The organism is Ochrobactrum vermis (assembly GCF_002975205.1).
Taxonomy (GTDB): domain Bacteria; phylum Pseudomonadota; class Alphaproteobacteria; order Rhizobiales; family Rhizobiaceae; genus Brucella; species Brucella vermis.
Genome location: NZ_PCOC01000001.1, coordinates 2,171,768 through 2,188,130, shown reverse-complemented (window position 1 = coordinate 2,188,130; position 16,363 = coordinate 2,171,768). Strand labels below are relative to the sequence as shown.

Below are 16,363 nucleotides of genomic sequence, written 5' to 3'. Positions count from 1 at the left end.
GAGGAAATATCCAATGTCGAATCTTGCCGATTTGTCAGCCGTCGAACTCGTGTCCGCCTATCAGGCGAAGTCGCTTTCGCCGGTCGAGGTCACGGAAGCCGTCATCACCCGCATCGAAGCCTGTGAGCCGAAGCTGAATGCGCTTTGGGCGTATGACCCGGATGCCGCGCGTGCGGCGGCCAAGGCCTCGGAAGCGCGCTGGTCGAAGGGCGAACCTGCCGGTCCCATCGATGGTGTGCCGCTGACGATCAAGGAAAATATCGCGACCGAAGGCACGGCGGTTCCTCTTGGCTGTGCGGCGTTGCCGCTGAAGCCTGCCGCCGCTGACGCACCGCCTGCGGCCCGCACCCGCGAGGCTGGCGGCGTGCTGCTCGCCAAGACCACCATGCCCGATCTCGGCATGTTGTCATCGGGCCTGTCGAGCTTCCACAAGCTTGCGCGCAATCCGTGGGACATGAACACGAATCCGGGTGGTTCCAGTGCCGGTGCAGGCAGCGCCGGTGCCGCCGGTTACGGTCCTTTGCATATCGGCACCGATATTGGCGGCTCCATCCGCCTGCCTGCGGGCTGGTGCGGTCTCGTCGGTCTGAAACCGTCCTTCGGGCGTATTCCGATTGATCCGGCATTCCTCGGCCGCGTAGCGGGTCCGATGACCCGCACGGTCGCCGACAGCGCGCTTTACATGTCGGTGCTGTCGCGGCCCGACCGCCGCGACGCCATGAGCCTGCCCTATCAGGACATTGACTGGATGGACCTGAATATCGACGTCAAGGGTCTGAAGATCGGCCTCTGGCTCGATGCCGGTTTCGGCGAGCCGACCGGCGATGAAACCCGCGCTGCGGTGGTAGCAGCCGCGAAAGCATTTGCCGATGCGGGCGCGATCATCGAGCCGGTCGCCCCATTCCTCAATCGCACCATGATCGACGGTCTCGACCGCTTCTGGCGCGCGCGGTCCTGGGCGGATGTGAAGAAGATGACGCCGGAAAACCGGGCGAAAATCCTGCCTTACATATATCAGTGGACCGAAACCGCTGAAGCGCTGAACGGGGAAGAGGTCTATTCCGGTTTCGCGCAGATCGACGCAATGCGCAATGCGGCGCTTGTCGCGTCCAAGGATTTCGACTTCATCATTTCGCCGACCTCTCCAATGCCGACCTATCCGGCGGAATGGGCATCGCCGGTCAATGATCCGCAGCGTCCTTTCGAGCACATCGCCTTCACAGTTGCGATGAACATGTCGGAGCAACCGGCGGTCTCGATCAATTGCGGTTATACATCGACGGGATTGCCAATCGGCTTGCAGATTTTCGGCCAGCGGTTCGATGATCTGGGCGTGTTGCGACTGGCGCAAGCTTACGAAAATATCCGGCCAGCGCAGCGCCCTTGGCCGGTTCTCGCCTGATCACCAAACCAGCATCCCTCTGCTGAGGAAGCGCGAAGCGCCGTCTCGAAGGGCGAGGGGTGCGGGCGGCAAGGCTAGAATTTCGCCCCGTCGCCTCCTCACCCTTCGAGACGATGTCCTTCGACAAGCTCAGGACCTCTCCTCAGGATGAGGGGGCTAAGTCCCATCCTTGCTATTTACCGGGCCTGAGCGGCGCGCGTTCCTTGTAACGATCCACGGCGGTAAGCTTCTGGATCAACGGATCGGCATCGCGCCAACCGTAAATCTCGGTGCGCAGATAGTCGAGCTCGGCGTCGAGTTCATCTTCGCCGATCTCCGTCCACCACGATTTCGGGCGTCCGTCGCTGCCATCCGACCAGCGATAGCGGCGCTCCTTCAGCTTGTCCTTCATGTCGAAGGGGCTGTTTTCGGCATAGATGCGCAGGCGCGATTTCTGGCTGGCTTTCAGCAGCTCGGCAAAAGGTGTTGTCTCGCCGGATTGTTCCTTCAGCACGGCGAGCAGTGCCTGGCAGTCATCCTCGGCGCGGTGCCCGTTGTGAAAATAACCGCTCTGGCCGATCAGATAACCAAGCTTGGTGCCTTCGAAGCCGCGTGCCGTCCAGTCGATTTCCTTGACCGAGCAAGCCCATGGCTTGTCGGCGAAAGCGATTGAGAAACGTTCGAGAAACGGACGGTCAAAACCGGCATTATGCGCGATGATGATATCGGCTTCGGTGATGAGTGCGTCCAGCTTCTCGCGCGGGATCGTCTGGCCCTTCACCATCTCGTCTGTAATGCCGGTGATGCGGGTAATGTCAGCGGGGATCGGCTTCGACGGTTCCTGCAAGGCGCCGAAGGTGGCGCAGACATCGCCGATGGAGCCATCGTCTGCATAGCGAAAAGCCACGGCGCCGATTTCGATGATTTCTTCCTGCGCGGCACTGAGGCCAGTGGTTTCCGTATCGACAATGACGCCAAGGCGGGGAAAGGCCACCTTGTCGGCATCCGGTACTGTCGGCGGCGGATCGAGCCGACGCAATATGCGGTAGCGTCCGCTGTCCTTCAGTTGCTGCACCATTGCTGCTTCATCAAGGCCGGTTGTCTTTCCGGGCCTGGTACGGGCAGGACGTAGTTCTGCCCGTTTCTCTCCTTCCGCCGGGGAAGGAGCAAAAAGGTCGAACTGATGGCGCATATATCTTCTCCGCATGGGGGAACGGGTTTGGCAAAGAATGCCATTTTGCGGTGCTGCAACCAAGGCCGCATTCGTATAAATAACAGGTAATAACCTTGTCGGGTTGCAACAAGACAGGAATTTGCGAAGAGGCAGGCGCTATCTATCTCTTTGCGGAGCATGAGGAGGGGACTTCGTGGCAGATTATGATTATTGCGTCATCGGTGGGGGTATTGTCGGGCTTGCGACGGCAAAAGCCATGCAGGAAGCAGAGCCGGGCGCAAAGATCATCCTGCTGGAGAAGGAAAGCGACTTTGCGCGCCATCAGACGGGACACAATAGTGGTGTCATTCATGCCGGTATCTATTACCAGCCTGGTTCACTGAAGGCGCAGCTATGTCGGGCAGGCGCCGAAGCCACGAAGGCTTTTTGCAGGCAGTATTCCATTCCGTTCGAGACATGCGGCAAGCTTCTGGTGGCAACCTCGCCGCAGGAGGTCGAACGCATGGAGGCTCTGGCCAAGCGTGCGATCCAGAACGACATAATGTTCCAGCATGTGGATCAGCAGGCGCTACGCGAGGTCGAGCCTGCGGTTTCGGGGCTCGGAGCACTCCTCGTTCCGGCGACAGGCATTGTCGACTATGCGAAAGTATCGCGGGCTATGGCTGCAGAAATCGTCGAGCGTGGCGGTATCGTACGGCTCAATTCGCCGGTCACGGCAATCCGGGAGGATGACAAAGGCGTTACGGTAACCGCGAACGGGGAGACTGCGCGCGCTTCCAAGCTGGTCGCCTGTGCCGGATTGCAGTCGGACCGTATCGCGCGGCTTGCCGGGCTGGATATCCGCCATCGCATCGTGCCGTTTCGCGGCGAATACTACACCCTGCCGCCATCCAAGGCGAAGATCGTCAAGCATCTGATCTATCCGATCCCTGATCCCGACCTGCCATTTCTCGGCATCCATCTGACGCGAACGATTGACGGGGGCGTGACGGTCGGTCCGAATGCTGTTCTGGGGTTCTCCCGAGAAGGGTACGACAAAGGCAGTTTTCGCGCAGGCGATGTCGCAGATATGTCGACGTTTCCGGGCTTCTGGAAAATGGCGAGGAAGAACTGGCGCTCGGCGCTATCCGAATTCAGCAATTCCGCATCTCGCGCGCGCTATCTGAAAGAGTGTTGGAAATATTGCCCGACACTGGAGCTTTCCGATCTTGGTTCGCCAGGAGCCGGAATACGTGCGCAAGCCGTCCTTGATGACGGCACGCTGGCGCATGATTTTCTCTTCAAGGAAACGGAAAGAATGCTTCATGTGTGTAACGCGCCGTCACCGGCCGCGACATCTTCGATACCCATCGGTCGCATGATCACTGAAAAGCTTCTGGGGATAAATTTGAAGGTCAAAACTGCGTGAAAAAAGATTCTCGCCTAATGATGTTGTTTTTAGTTGGTTTTTAGCAATCACTTATTCTCAAGATTGCTCAGTTAGGCTTTCGTGCTCGTAAATATTCCAAGCTGACAACTTGACTTTGATCCTAGTTTGTAATTGCACATTGGGTTCAATTTGAAATAGCGTTTTTTGCATTCCCATTTTCAACCGATTTAGGACCCGTTTGTGAAGTTCGTACCGCCGCTGGTAGTATTGTTGTTTGCTGCGACGATGTTGGGCGTCTGGATGCTCGACACGAAGCGCAGGCATCTTTTGCTGTTCGGTCTGAGCTTTGCCAGCTTCGCTTTCGGGCTTCTGGTTCCTATATCGCTGATCTCGAACAGCCTGACCCTGACGTCGCCGATTGCCACGACTTTCCACTTTCTAGGGGGCTGGCTGCTTTGCGAAGGTGTGATGGTACGCATGGGCGGACGTTATTCCCGCCTGGCGTCGGGCCTGATCGGGCTCGGTCTTCTGGGCGGCATGATCTATTTCATTGCAAATGATACGAGCTATGCGCGGATTGCGCCTGCAGTCCAACTGACCCTGGGTAGTCTGGTGGCGGTTCTTTGCATTCAGGCGCGCGATCTCGCGCGCCGAAGCTGGATCGAGCGTGTGCTGTACGGTGCATTGCTGTTGTTGACGGTGCATTTCTATGTGCAGGCAGGAATGGCAATGGGGCTCTCCGCCGAAATCACCCGACCATCGGAGCTGATACATTCGCGCTATTGGCAGGGCATCATGATATTTGGTGCCTTTGCCGGTGTCTTTGCCGGTCTGGTTCTTCTGGTGGTGACGACCTCCGATGTGGTTAAGGAATTGCAGGCAGAACGTGATTCCGATCCGCTGACCGGTGTTTTCAATCGCCGTGGTCTTGAGCGTCATGCGCATCTGCGCCTGACCGAAGCCCAGCGCGGTGATTATGGCGTCATCATCGCCGATATCGACCACTTCAAGTCGATCAACGATGAGCTGGGCCATGCAACCGGCGATCAGGTTCTTGTCGAGTTTGCCCGGATCCTGCAAATGGCTGCGGCAAATATAACGATTATCGGGCGCGTCGGTGGCGAGGAGTTTGTGCTTCTGGTTCACGGCGATGCGGAAACATGCGAGCGACTGGGCAATCGGCTTTGCGGGCGTGTGGCCCGACATAGTTTTCCCATGTTGCCTGCGGAACGTGGGATGACATGCAGTTTCGGTATCGCGATGGTGCGCGGTGGTGAAACATTATGGGAAACGGCGGCCCGTGCCGATCTTGCCCTCATGCGGGTAAAGCATCGCGGACGCAATCGTGTGGCCGTGGAGGGATTGGAGTTCCCGAGCGCCACGCAGGGCACCTATCTTTTGACTGCCTGAATTTTCCGAAGCCCGCCGAACCGGATTTCTTCATCCCGTAAAGGATTTGGTTACCATAATTGGCGATGCTGGAGGCGACCTTCCAGTCACCGTCTTGTCATGTCTTGTTCGTCTTTTTGCCGAACTGACATGCAAGGCGGTGCCGTGAAAGTTGAACTTCACTCGGATTTTGTATCATGGCGTGTGTAACAGAAGTGTATGGCTACGCAGCTCCGCGCAGCAACGGCATCAGGCTTCCATTCGGTTTCAAGGGTTTTACACGCGTCGCGGTCTTCGCAGCGACGGGACTTGTGGCCGGAAGCTGGATGATGACGGCGCTCGGCACGCTTGAAACGGTCGTGCCAGCCTTTGCGCCTATCGCCCCGGTCATGCGCCGGGTGTCGTTGACAGCACCGCAGGCACTTGCAGTCGTCGATCACAGAATCGCGCCATCGCGGAAGATCAGGCAAAGTTTCATCAATGCCTATACTGCCGATACCGCTTATTCCAACCTCGACTGGCATCGCACCAAAAGCGCGAACGATGAGCCGATCATTGCAGACATTGGGCCTGGCTCCGTGATCGAGGATAAACCCGTCGATACGGCGTCTCTCGTTGAATTGCGCGCTGACCGCGTCCGGCGTGAAGAGCCTGTTGTGGCAAGCGTCGGGCAAGAACAACCTGCCGTGACTGCCGGTACGAATGTGGTTGCCTACGCGCCGATGCCGGCCGCAGCGGAAGCAGCGCCGACTTTCAGCACGATAGAACCTCTTTCGCAAGCCGAAGAAGCGGACGCTGTCGAAAAGCAGGCAAACCTCCCGACTGGCAGCGCGGTTCCTGTTCCGCAGCTTGCTCCGGACCAGAAGACCAATACGGCGGCTGAGGATGAGACAGCCCATGACGCATTCCTGCCTGACGATGTGCCGCTGCCAGGCGCCAAGCCTTCGCTGCGCCGCTCCCGCATGCATGAGAAGACCGAGCTTGCCTATGCCCCGGAAAGCGGTGCAACCGACGAGCCGCGCTCCGGCCTGTTCACCCCGCTTCTCAATCAGGCTTCGCGCGGCAAAGTCGCTGTCTACGATATTTCAGCCGCTACCGTTTATCTGCCGGGCGGAGAACGCCTTGAGGCGCATTCCGGCCTCGGTTCGATGCGTGATAACCCGCGTTATGTGAATCAGAAGAACCGTGGCCCGACGCCGCCGCATACCTATGATCTGCGTATGCGTGAGGCGCTGTTCCATGGCGTCGAGGCGATCCGACTTACACCCGTCGACGGCAACAACCGCTATAACCGCGATGGTCTGCTGGCGCATACTTTCATGCTGGGACGCCGTGGGGATTCCAACGGCTGTGTGGTGTTCAAGGACTACGCCCGTTTCCTGCGCGCCTTCAAGCGCGGTGAGTTCAACAAGATGGTTGTCGTGACGCGAATGCAATCTTCCAAGTCAGCCCGGATCGCATCGCTTTTCTGATAAATCGCCTTTGGTTGGACGATCATTTCGAATGATGGTGCATCACAATCCCCAATTTCTTGCAGGGCGCGCCAGAATAGGTAGAAATCGCTCATCGAAACCGATGGGAGATTTCCATGAAGCTTTATTACAAGGTTGGTGCTTGTTCGCTCGCACCCCATATCATTCTGAGCGAAGCAGGCCTGCCTTATGAACTGGAAGCCGTGGACCTCAAGGCCAAGACGACGGCAGATGGTGCCGACTATTTCGCGGTCAATCCGCGTGGCGCAGTTCCTGCGCTGGAAGTGGAACCCGGCACTGTCATTACGCAGAACGCGGCAATCCTCCAATATATCGGTGACCATTCCGATGTTGCGGCGTTCAAGCCTGCTTATGGCACGATCGAACGCGCACGCCTGCAGGAAGCGCTCGGCTTCTGCTCGGACTTGCATTCGGCTTTCAGCGGCCTGTTCGCGCCTAACCTGAGCGAGGAAGCCAAAGCTGGCGTTATCGCCAACATCAATCGTCGTCTGGGCCAGTTAGAAGCCATGCTGTCAGATAAGAATGCTTACTGGCTTGGCGATAACTTCACGCAGCCTGATGCCTATGCGTCTGTTATCATTGGTTGGGGTGTCGGCCTCAAGCTTGATCTCAGCGCTTATCCCAAGGCTTTGAAACTGCGCGAGCGTGTGCTGGCTCGCCCCAACGTGCAAAAGGCGTTCAAGGAAGAAGGCCTGAACTAAAAATGCCAGCCGGAGGCCCAAACCTCCGGCTTTTACTGGATTGGTTGCGGCGCAGCAATTGCCGTCGTCTTGAAAGATGTAATGGGCTGTTTGGGAAGAAATCAAATGGCGGAGCGCGCGCCCCCCGCCCCGTTCCCGTAACTTACTGAAATTATTTGTCTCTTTTCTTGCAGTTTTCCGTTTTTCCCGTATTTTCCTATATAAAGGTATGGCAACGGGAAACGGACATGGCGCGCAACAAGCTGTCTGAAACAAGGATTCGAACCCTGACGAAGCCCGGCATTTATTCTGACGGTGACGGATTATATCTGCGCGTCAGGGCGGGCGGAAGTCGACAGTGGGTAGCTGCGGTGCAGGGCGCTATGGACGATCTGGAGCTTCATCCACTGGCGTATCGAAACATCTGGAATATCGCACAACCTGCGTAGTGCACCCCGATCCGCTTCAGCTCCCCAATGAGGGGAAGACTACATCAAGGCCGCCTCGCGCGGCTTTTTTCATTTCAGTGCGGTTACAAGAGCCGCCCCTGTCGGCATTGCCGGTGGGGTAACTATTCCAGCGCCGTTTCTCCTCCGGCTGTTGGTTCGGCGAGTTGAGCCTATTGCGGTAGGCTCCCCGTCGAGAATTCATTCGTGACTAAGCTGCATCTCCCGGCAAGTCGCAGCGCATAGATCGCAGGCGGCGACACACTCCTCCATGTCATCGAGGTCTTCACAACTCTTGGAGCAGGCTTCGCAGATTTCAGCGCACGCTTGGCAAACCGCTTGATGCAAAGGCGTCCTCAAAAGCATGATATGGGCGCACGTCCTGCATATCTCGGCACATGCAAGCATTGTTCGGAAGTGCGCCGGTTCAGTATGTTCTCCACCTGCTTCAAGGCAGTGTGTGGACGCCCTCCCGATGCACGTCTGGTAACAAGCCAAGCATGCATCAATGCAGGCTTTCATCTCGTTACTGTTCATGACTTTCCTCCCAGTTGGTCAATGCGTCAGTTTGCGTTTTTGCCAGTATCTGTTCCGAAGCCTGGGCGCTAACCACCACGATATTGGCGGACTAAGCACAATGCTCGCTGCAACGACGATGGGTAGCCACAACATGGCGTTCACTGACAGGGTTGGGATAGACAGCACGGTTATCGCTCCAACGCCGAAAATAACGGCATTGACCATAATATTGATCAAGGCAGCGATTTGAAATCGAACTGACATAACTCGTTCCTCCTTGCATAAGGAACGCCTTGAGTGTTCGTCAGTTCCAAATCGAACATTTCTGGTTGTGGCTCAGTACTGTTGCGCACTTGACTGGGGGGCAAGGGGGCGTCGGTTCAAACCCTGCCACCTCGACATTAAGCGGGCGAGAGCGCCGGTGCGCTCGCCGGTCTCATAAGCCGGATATGATCGGTTCGATCCCGATGCCCGCAACCAATTAACGAGCAGCTGACTCTTAATCAGCAGTAACGGTACCAGCAAAACACGTGGATATTGTTTTATTGGCGCCAAGGTTTCTTGCCCATTCGGCGATCTTCGGAGCGTCTCCCTTTTCGGCGATACCACCCCAAACATCTTTGAACACAGGTTTGCCGGATGATGAGTTGAAGAAGAAATAGCCTGGATCGGCAATCGGGGTCGATGCGTAGATTATCGTCCACGTGCCAGATTGTATGATTGATTCAATATCCACCTTTGAAGGGCTCACTTTCCCATTAAGGCTTTTCGCGATGAGTGGAGCGTACTGCTTTTTTAGATCCTTCGTGAGTGTCTGATTAACTCCTGCACATGGATTGGCGGCGTGGGAAGCTGGAGGATACAGTATTCCTATAAATAGGATCAAGGCAGCATATCTTGGGTAAAGCATAATGTTGGCTTCCTTTGAGTATGTCCGGTTCCGAAGATCGATTAAGCACAGAGATATATTTCTGTAAACATATTAATACTATTTGGCGCCGACACTGATGGATGACTAATGACGTACGATCCTAGGCCTTGGCGCAACTGGTACAAGCTGGCCCGATGGGAGCGCAGACGACAGCGCTATTCGCAAAGCAGCCACTGTGCGTCAAATGCCTTGAGCGTGAAGAGGTGACTATTGCCGATACAGCGGATCATCTCGTCCCGCATCGTGGAGACCCAGACCTGTTCTGGTACGGCGAGCTCCAACCCCTCTGCGCCTCGTGTCATAGCCGATTGAAACAGCGTGAGGAGCTCGGGCAGGACGTCGTTCGGTTCGGACCTGACGGATGGCCGGTCGGTTGATCGACCCCGGGGGCGTCAAAAAGTCCAGAAGTGCGGCAGCCCCGGACCAGCGGGGACGCAAAACGCACGCATCTCCAATTCAAAATATGGCCCCATAAGGATTTCTTTCCATGGCAAAGCCGAGAAATCCCCTCGGCAAGGCCAAAGTCGAGGGGCGAGACAAAACGCATGCCGGTCGGTACAAAAACCGCGCAGATCCAGCCGCAAATGGCCCGCTTGGCGCTCCTCCCGTCTGGTTGAAGGACAGCGCCGATATCAAGGCGAAGTCAGCCTAGAAGCTGTTCGCGAAAGAGCTACCGTGGCTGAATGAATCACACCGCACGCTCGTCGGCATGGCTGCCACAATTCAGGGCCGGATCATGGCCGGGCAGGAAGTTGGCGTGCAGGCAATGAACTTGCTCCGCCAGATGCTTGGCCAGATGGGCGCGACGCCTGCGGATGCCTCCAAGGTGGCAACGCCAGACGAGGGCGAAGAAAAGGATGATCTGCTTGACTGATATGCCTGCGCTTGAGCGTGTGAGCGCTTACCTGCTGCCGGTCACAGGACAGCAGCGCGCGGTTAACTTGACGGGAGTGCCGACATGACTTGGCTGGCGACAATAAAGGCGCGCTTGGTTGGATGGGCCGTGGCTGTCGCTGCGGCCCTTGCGATTCTGGCGGTGCTTACCTCAAGGGCAGGGCGGACAACGCCACAAGCGTCACCGTCGACCGGCTGAAAGCCGCCAACAAAGCAAGGATAATCGAAGATGAAACGAGCAAGCTTGGCGGCGGCGATGTTGGTGCTGCTTTGTCTCGGTGGATGCGTGACGGCCGGTAGCTACTGCGATGTCGCCCGGCCCGTCCGCCCGAGCGTCGAGGACAGCCTGACTGATGGCACGAAACGCCAAATCCTTACGGAGAACACCAAACTGGAAAAACTATGCGGGGCGCGGCCGTGAGGGCTAGTAGCCGGTGGGGTCGGTTGCGCCGGGCACTTTATCCGCCGGCAGTACACTTCGGCCGTCCTCGTAGTTGGCAATCAAAGCAACTGCGCTGAGGGCCAGCACTATCGGTAACAAAATGCACAGCACGCGAAGCACTGCATGAATAATATGTCGAACGAGGCGAGGTCTCATTCTGGAATGTTGCCACACAAGACGTTAAACGACCACAAAGGACGGCATTAACTATGTTTAATCTAAAGGGCCCGACCGGATGACCGGCGCTGAAATCATGGCCGTTGTCGGCTTTATCGTGATGCTAATGGGCTTTCTGTTCGGCCTCTGGAAATACGTGGAAAGCCAGATCGCGAAGGCCGAAGCGCGCAACGCTGCAAAAGCGGACGCGGCTACGGCTATTGCCAGCCTGACGCGGCAGGAGCTTTCCGACTACAAGCTCCGCGCAGCCGAAACTTTCGCCACTAAGGCCGGTATGCAGGAGCAAACCTCCCAGATCATGCGGGCCATCGAAAGCGTGGCGCACCGCATCGACGGGCTCACGGAGCGGATTGACAACATCATGGCGACGAGGACGGGGCGTACAAGAACATAAGCGGCCTTCGGGCCGCTCTTTTTATATCTCGATTAGAGCGCAGCAATGCGCTCTAATTCCAATCGTTTTTTACGAAGACGTGCAGTTTTCTTTTCACGTGCCGCTTGTTCTCCAGAAAGAATTTCGCGCGAAATACGATCTGCTCTCTCCATTGACGTCTCTTTTTTCTCTACGGTATCACTAGACATTCTTTAATAAACTCCACTTCTATAATCTATATAGTATTTTTCCTAGAAATTACAATTTTTCGACTTTGTTGCGGATCCATTGACACCACATTTATCGTGGCAATCCATCATTCCTTTTGCGCCGCCCACCAAGCGGCGCTTTCACCACAAACACGGGGAGAGAACATGCTTGAAGAAGTAGAAGACCGCGCTGCGCGAGCGGCTGTTGAAGGACGGCAGATGAGGGCAGGCGGGAAGGTTATAAGTTACCTGCCAAAACCTTATAACGACAACGTGCTAACACCGGCAAGCCGCTCGTAATCCTAGAAAGCCCGTATGGCGGCGACGCCGCGCGCAACACAGAATACGCCCGTGCTTGTTTGCTGGATAGCCTACGCCGGGGCGAAGCACCGATCGCGAGCCACTTGCTGCACACGCAAGTGCTGGATGATATGTGGCCTGATGAGCGTGAACTCGGCATTGAAGCGGGCCTTGCTTGGTATCAAGTGGCGGAGAAATGCGTTGTTTACGGTGACCGTGGCATTAGCGGTGGTATGATTGAGGGTATCGAGCGGGGCAAGCGGTTTGGTGTATTGGTCGAGTTCCGTAATATTGAAGCAAGCGCAGCAGCTTGAGAGCGCCGCAGGAGAAAAACCATGAGTAACCTTGAAACTGCAATTGCGGTAGCGGCAGCGGCGCATATGGACCAGAAGAGCGATAACGGCGATCCGTACATTCTGCACCCACTGCGAGTTATGATGGCTCAGGAGACGCGTGAAACGCAGATCCTCGCTGTTATGCACGACATGGTCGAGCACACGAACACGTCGCTGAACGATATCTATTCGTTCGGTTTTGATGATGACATCGTGCTGGCTTTGAACGCGATCACTCGACGCGACGATGAAGACTATCTCGTCTACGTTAAACGGGCCTGCTCTAACCCTATCGCGCGACCGGTGAAGATCGCAGACCTGCGCGATAATCTGCGCACCTACGGCGACGATGAGGAACATCGAGTGCGCTATACAAAAGCTCTCGAAATGATCGGGGAGACGCCATGACCAACTTCCACGTAGGTGATCAGGTTGTCTGCATCGATGCCAAGGTTGGCTTCGAGCAGTTCATCGAGATCAAGGAAGGCGAAATTTATGAAATCGCCTGGATTGGCCCATTCGAGCACTACACGCAGGGCAGCTTCATCGGAGTGCGCCTCAAAGGCGTCGATCGTGGCATTTGCCCGCAGTTCGGTTATGACAATCCGCCGTTCGCTGCGCGTCGGTTTGGTCCGCTTGTTCGCGATAAGCTGTCCTCGGTCCGGGGACTGCTCGCAGGTGGCCCAGTGACTGAGAAGTTCGAAGAGCCCAAGCGGAAGGTCAGGGAGGAAATCTAATGGTTCCAGACGCACGAATTGACCGTGAGATGGCTGATTGGGCGCGCGTAGGTGCTACCATTGAAGGCCAGCCTGTATACGATCCTCCTGCAGTCACCTCCGACGGCGGCAGCACGAGCTATTACGAATTGCCAGCTGGCGCGACCGAACTGAACGATCTGATCGAGCACAAAGGCATGTCCTTTGCGCTCGGCAACATCTTTAAGGCTTGCTATCGGTTCGGAGAAAAAGGCGCGGCGAGTCGCATGTATGACTTGAACAAGATCATATATTTCGCGGAGCGACTTAAGGCGTTGGAGATCAGTAGGGCCACTTAAAAAGAGAACCCCGCATCTCGATAGAGCGGGGCTACTTTTTTATTTCGGCATATTTGCCGCTGCTTGTTTAAGAGTGCTGGCCATCATTTCGCAAAGCTTAGCTTCGTCTATGCCCTGAGCCTTTGCGGCCGTTTGAAGGTCTTGCTCCGTTCCCATGACGGAAACTTTGCCCTCTTTGCCGACAGCCTCGGCTGCATCGCCTTTTGATGCGTCCGCAGGAGCAGGGATAAGCGTCATCATCTTCGTCTGAATTTCTGATGCACTGCCGTCGATAAAGCCTTTTTCTTGACAATATGCGAGCACACCAAGTTGATTGCGCGCTGCATTGTAAGCCATTTCCATCTGTTCAGGCGTTGGCTGCTGAGCAAACGCAGAAGTCATCGTCGTTCCGGCTATTGATGCCGCGAGGAGTAGACGGTACATATATTCTTCCTTATTCGTAGTAATCAGTATCAATTTTTATTGACTTTAATAAATGGCTGCAACCCGTTGTTAAATTGCGTACAACAAGTTTCATTAAAGCGTGAAATCCCTGTTTGATTAATACGTTACCGCGACAATAAAATTTCAGATTAAATTATGCTTCGGAAAAGGACGGGTTTGATACGTTCACTCGGCTTTCATTTCATCATCCCTAGAACAAACTTGCCTGGGATTCTTCATTGTCATTGCTTGGTGTTAGGTCGATTAGATCAGCATCGGGCAGGGGCTTTTGCATTTCCTTGGCTTCATCCCATGGAGCGCGTAGCCATGTGTCGATTTCCTCCGTGGTGCGGAGAATCACCGGCATTGCCTTTGGATGGATCGGCTTTACCACGGCATTCGGCTCGGTCGTGAGAAAGCCAAAGATATCGACTCAACTGGCCCTTCCTTCTTCTTCCGCATGCCTTTCCAGCTTGTCCAGATGCCTGCGAAGGCAAACAGCGGCTTATCCTCGTTCAGCGCGAACCAGTGAGCGGGGAGCCTTCCAGTTTTAGGATCGCGGACTTTACCGTACTCGGAAAATGAGGTGGCCGGTACGACGCAACGATGCTCGACGCCAAACCACGGCCGCCAATGCCCCGACCTGAGATTGCGTACGTTCGTCACTCCACTGTCGATGTCTGATTTCAACTTGTCTGGCGGTGTAGGCATGCCCCATCGGAGCATTGCGAGCCCTGGCTCATCACCTTTGATGTTTCGCAAAACCGGGGCTGGATAGTCGGGGAAAATATCCATTTGAGGATCGATACGGTTCGTCATGTCTCCGAATTTCGGAAACAGGCGGCGCATGGCCTCATGGCTTGTCTCGATGTTGTACAGATTGCACATGCGCGCCTCCGCCAGATTAGCTCGTAGAGGGCCGCAGACTTTGGCAGAAGTTGTTCCTTCAACCTATCCGCTATCGGCGCCGTCTCTTCCAAACTGGGCATCGTGATCCCCTGAATATTCTGTTTCGGCAGATAGCGCGCCACAGATGTTTGTCGAGAGGATGGAACCTGACTGGTAGCTGTTTCGTTTAGCCTATCTTGGACAGGAGAATTGAATGCGTAAGTCGATACTGTTCTTTATTTTAGCCGTTGCTGTGATCTTGGGATTTATCTTCGCAACACCTTATTATTATGGAGTAACTCCCCAGAACAGTGGCGAACAAGGCTCTTCGGAGGTTCAATAGGCATTTCTTCGTAAGATGCGGAATGAAGATGTAAGGCAGTTCCATGATTTAAATCCGGAGTAGGAAAATGAAAAGCATAGTCATTTTTGCGCTACTACTGATTGCTCCGAATATAGCGGCAGCTCAGGAATCGGGAATGCCAACGCAATCAGGTACGCAAGAACCAGAAGTACCGGGCAACCCGCCACCTGCGCCTGGGCAGCCGCCTTCCGACCCAGATTCGGTTCATGTTCCTCCTGATTCTGGGCCGCAGAAGCAGGATCGCGTGAAAAAGCTAGATGAAGACGAATGCGTACCTGGAAAGGATGCTAAAACCTGTGTTGAGAGCCAGCGCGGGCGCAAATAGCGCGGTTATTTACGCCGTCCAGTCAGGGCATCTTCGCCTTCCTGCTTATGAGTACGACAAAACCATAGCTGGCCTTATGTAGCCTTGAAGCCGAACGATCCCCATTCCTTGCAGTCCTTTGAATCACAGAGATGCACGAACAGACTTCCGGCCTTGGCCACATGTGCGTTGTCATTTTTATATCCGGCCATTATCCCCTCGGCATTTTCGTAATTCCAAACTGAGCATAGCCTTTTGTCGTGCAGGCCCTGCAGCGCATACGCCTGTGCAGGTCGACGAAGTAGGTATGCGTTCCGTATTTGCGTAGGAGCATCTCTCTATCGACTGATCCGATGTGCCCGCAGCGGCAACAAACCCCGTATAACTCGTACCATTTGAATAGATCCGTGATCCGGGCCGATACCGGCATTTCGGTCAAGTATGGTGGACGCGGTTTCATCGATCAAAGTACGTCTCCCACGGCTTGGATTTCTTGTCCGTTGGGTCATAAGGTACGCCGCCATTCAGCCGGATGAACTCTTGCTGGCCTTCCTCGGTCTGGAATTTCACAATCGAGAAATGATGGCCTTCATGATACTGACGGCGGTGCAAGCGATAGGCGCCCAGCCGATGTTCGTCTGTAATCACTTCCAGAAGCCCTCTGCGGAGTTCATCGGTGAGATACAAAACCACCTGGAACGGGTATTCCCTATTGATCAGCGTCTTCGGAGGCTCGCCACGGGATCTGCCGCTCATTTCACGAACACCGTCGGCTTCCAGCCTCGCGCAAAGCCCACCGACATAGCCATACTGGCGTATTCGATCTCTTTGACGAGAAAATCCCGATCTTTCAGAAGCGTCTCTATCGCAGCCCGCGCATCGCCGTTGTGGTGGGTGAGAACCAATTCAATTTCGTTGTCGTATTCATTTTCCTGCGCAACCGCATTCATTGTCCTGCTCCAAGTGAAGCAGACACACACGCCACCAAACGTGTCTGGATTTCATCAGCGCCGCTCGCTGATGTTCCTAAAATGTTCTCATCCGAGGTGAGAGTCAATCACGATCTTGAAGCTGTGGAAATCCGGTGAATTGTCTTGGGGTTCCTGTGCACTCTGAAAGCGGAAGGTCTCAATGTTCGTAATGGTGGTTTAGGGATACAGAAAGCGGGGCTTCGGCTCCGCTTTTTTATTGCTGCGACCAATCTGGTGTGATGCCGTT

General features: G+C 55.3%; 23 protein-coding genes, 1 tRNA gene and 1 pseudogene. 17 read left to right on the top strand and 8 right to left on the bottom strand.

Annotated elements, in window-relative coordinates; all coding sequences use genetic code 11:
* Window positions 1-13 precede the first annotated feature (13 nt).
* Window positions 14-1,402, top strand: coding sequence for an amidase (locus CQZ93_RS10865; protein ID WP_105542569.1), 1,389 nt, complete (start codon window positions 14-16; stop codon window positions 1,400-1,402).
* Window positions 1,403-1,574: 172 nt separating this feature from the next.
* Here CQZ93_RS10865 and CQZ93_RS10860 read toward each other — a convergent pair whose 3' ends face one another.
* Entirely contained in the window at window positions 1,575-2,573 is a 999-nt protein-coding gene (locus CQZ93_RS10860; protein ID WP_105542568.1) for a 3'-5' exonuclease, read from the bottom strand.
* Between the two features lie 175 nt (window positions 2,574-2,748).
* On the opposite strand from CQZ93_RS10860, the gene lhgO reads away from it, so the two are divergent.
* From lhgO to CQZ93_RS26630, 5 genes are all read left to right on the top strand, one after another.
* Window positions 2,749-3,963: an L-2-hydroxyglutarate oxidase gene (gene lhgO, locus CQZ93_RS10855; RefSeq protein ID WP_105542567.1), complete on the top strand. Its 1,215-nt coding sequence runs from the start codon at window positions 2,749-2,751 to the stop codon at window positions 3,961-3,963.
* Window positions 3,964-4,164: 201 nt separating this feature from the next.
* A complete protein-coding gene (locus tag CQZ93_RS10850) occupies window positions 4,165-5,334 on the top strand; it encodes a GGDEF domain-containing protein (protein ID WP_105542566.1) in 1,170 nt (389 codons plus the stop codon).
* A gap of 176 nt (window positions 5,335-5,510) precedes the next feature.
* On the top strand, window positions 5,511-6,785 hold the full coding sequence (locus CQZ93_RS10845) for a DUF2778 domain-containing protein (protein ID WP_105542565.1): 1,275 nt from the start codon (window positions 5,511-5,513) through the stop codon (window positions 6,783-6,785).
* Window positions 6,786-6,901: 116 nt separating this feature from the next.
* Entirely contained in the window at window positions 6,902-7,507 is a 606-nt protein-coding gene (gene gst / locus CQZ93_RS10840) for a glutathione transferase (RefSeq protein WP_105542564.1), read from the top strand.
* Between the two features lie 227 nt (window positions 7,508-7,734).
* Window positions 7,735-7,935 carry an Arm DNA-binding domain-containing protein gene (locus tag CQZ93_RS26630; RefSeq protein ID WP_181153339.1) on the top strand — a complete coding sequence of 67 codons (201 nt, stop codon included), beginning with the start codon at window positions 7,735-7,737 and terminating at the stop codon, window positions 7,933-7,935.
* A 198-nt stretch (window positions 7,936-8,133) separates the two neighbouring features.
* On the opposite strand, the gene CQZ93_RS26925 is transcribed toward CQZ93_RS26630, so the two are convergent.
* A complete protein-coding gene (locus tag CQZ93_RS26925) occupies window positions 8,134-8,469 on the bottom strand; it encodes a four-helix bundle copper-binding protein (RefSeq protein ID WP_105542563.1) in 336 nt (111 codons plus the stop codon).
* Window positions 8,470-8,855: 386 nt separating this feature from the next.
* On the opposite strand from CQZ93_RS26925, the gene CQZ93_RS10820 reads away from it, so the two are divergent.
* A tRNA-Met gene (locus CQZ93_RS10820) sits at window positions 8,856-8,931 on the top strand.
* A 19-nt stretch (window positions 8,932-8,950) separates the two neighbouring features.
* Here the strand turns inward: CQZ93_RS10820 and CQZ93_RS10815 are convergent.
* Window positions 8,951-9,361 (bottom strand): hypothetical protein, encoded by a 411-nt coding sequence (locus CQZ93_RS10815; RefSeq protein WP_105542561.1) that lies wholly within the window; start codon window positions 9,359-9,361, stop codon window positions 8,951-8,953.
* A 155-nt stretch (window positions 9,362-9,516) separates the two neighbouring features.
* Here CQZ93_RS10815 and CQZ93_RS10810 point away from each other — a divergent pair, with 155 nt between their 5' ends.
* The 5 genes from CQZ93_RS10810 to CQZ93_RS10795 all read left to right on the top strand — a co-directional run bounded on the left by CQZ93_RS10810 (window position 9,517) and on the right by CQZ93_RS10795 (window position 11,289).
* On the top strand, window positions 9,517-9,759 hold the full coding sequence (locus CQZ93_RS10810) for an HNH endonuclease signature motif containing protein (protein ID WP_286153470.1): 243 nt from the start codon (window positions 9,517-9,519) through the stop codon (window positions 9,757-9,759).
* Between the two features lie 110 nt (window positions 9,760-9,869).
* Window positions 9,870-10,034, top strand: a complete 165-nt coding sequence (locus tag CQZ93_RS26915) for a hypothetical protein (RefSeq protein ID WP_286153068.1) — start codon at window positions 9,870-9,872, stop codon at window positions 10,032-10,034.
* A 57-nt stretch (window positions 10,035-10,091) separates the two neighbouring features.
* Window positions 10,092-10,256, top strand: a complete 165-nt coding sequence (locus tag CQZ93_RS26910) for a hypothetical protein (RefSeq protein ID WP_286153066.1) — start codon at window positions 10,092-10,094, stop codon at window positions 10,254-10,256.
* A gap of 89 nt (window positions 10,257-10,345) precedes the next feature.
* Window positions 10,346-10,576, top strand: coding sequence for a hypothetical protein (locus CQZ93_RS26625; protein WP_105542560.1), 231 nt, complete (start codon window positions 10,346-10,348; stop codon window positions 10,574-10,576).
* Window positions 10,577-10,953: 377 nt separating this feature from the next.
* Complete coding sequence (locus CQZ93_RS10795; RefSeq protein ID WP_105542559.1) at window positions 10,954-11,289, top strand: hypothetical protein; 336 nt, start codon at window positions 10,954-10,956, stop codon at window positions 11,287-11,289.
* A gap of 32 nt (window positions 11,290-11,321) precedes the next feature.
* Here CQZ93_RS10795 and CQZ93_RS26620 read toward each other — a convergent pair whose 3' ends face one another.
* On the bottom strand, window positions 11,322-11,477 hold the full coding sequence (locus CQZ93_RS26620) for a hypothetical protein (RefSeq protein ID WP_181153338.1): 156 nt from the start codon (window positions 11,475-11,477) through the stop codon (window positions 11,322-11,324).
* Window positions 11,478-11,776: 299 nt separating this feature from the next.
* Here CQZ93_RS26620 and CQZ93_RS26905 point away from each other — a divergent pair, with 299 nt between their 5' ends.
* From CQZ93_RS26905 to CQZ93_RS10775, 4 genes are read left to right on the top strand one after another with little or no spacing between them, the layout of a single operon-like run.
* The gene (locus CQZ93_RS26905) at window positions 11,777-12,091 is read left to right on the top strand and encodes a DUF7768 domain-containing protein (protein WP_105542558.1); all 315 of its coding nucleotides are present in this window, start codon (window positions 11,777-11,779) and stop codon (window positions 12,089-12,091) included.
* Window positions 12,092-12,112: 21 nt separating this feature from the next.
* Window positions 12,113-12,520, top strand: coding sequence for a GTP pyrophosphokinase (locus CQZ93_RS10785; protein ID WP_105542557.1), 408 nt, complete (start codon window positions 12,113-12,115; stop codon window positions 12,518-12,520).
* Window positions 12,517-12,849, top strand: coding sequence for a hypothetical protein (locus CQZ93_RS10780; RefSeq protein WP_105542556.1), 333 nt, complete (start codon window positions 12,517-12,519; stop codon window positions 12,847-12,849). Before CQZ93_RS10785 ends, CQZ93_RS10780 begins: the two co-directional genes overlap by 4 nt.
* Window positions 12,849-13,166, top strand: coding sequence for a hypothetical protein (locus CQZ93_RS10775; RefSeq protein WP_105542555.1), 318 nt, complete (start codon window positions 12,849-12,851; stop codon window positions 13,164-13,166). Before CQZ93_RS10780 ends, CQZ93_RS10775 begins: the two co-directional genes overlap by 1 nt.
* 39 nt (window positions 13,167-13,205) lie before the next feature.
* On the opposite strand, the gene CQZ93_RS10770 is transcribed toward CQZ93_RS10775, so the two are convergent.
* Window positions 13,206-13,589, bottom strand: a complete 384-nt coding sequence (locus tag CQZ93_RS10770) for a pore-forming ESAT-6 family protein (RefSeq protein ID WP_105542554.1) — start codon at window positions 13,587-13,589, stop codon at window positions 13,206-13,208.
* 211 nt (window positions 13,590-13,800) lie between these two features.
* Window positions 13,801-14,477, bottom strand: a pseudogene (locus CQZ93_RS10765) (SOS response-associated peptidase).
* 410 nt (window positions 14,478-14,887) lie between these two features.
* Between CQZ93_RS10765 and CQZ93_RS10760 the strand changes: the two are divergent.
* Window positions 14,888-15,166 (top strand): hypothetical protein, encoded by a 279-nt coding sequence (locus tag CQZ93_RS10760; RefSeq protein WP_105542553.1) that lies wholly within the window; start codon window positions 14,888-14,890, stop codon window positions 15,164-15,166.
* 435 nt (window positions 15,167-15,601) lie between these two features.
* Here CQZ93_RS10760 and CQZ93_RS10750 read toward each other — a convergent pair whose 3' ends face one another.
* Both CQZ93_RS10750 and CQZ93_RS10745 read right to left on the bottom strand, forming a co-directional pair.
* Window positions 15,602-15,901 (bottom strand): hypothetical protein, encoded by a 300-nt coding sequence (locus CQZ93_RS10750; protein WP_105542552.1) that lies wholly within the window; start codon window positions 15,899-15,901, stop codon window positions 15,602-15,604.
* The gene (locus CQZ93_RS10745) at window positions 15,898-16,095 is read right to left on the bottom strand and encodes a hypothetical protein (protein ID WP_105542551.1); all 198 of its coding nucleotides are present in this window, start codon (window positions 16,093-16,095) and stop codon (window positions 15,898-15,900) included. Before CQZ93_RS10745 ends, CQZ93_RS10750 begins: the two co-directional genes overlap by 4 nt.
* Window positions 16,096-16,363 lie beyond the last annotated feature (268 nt).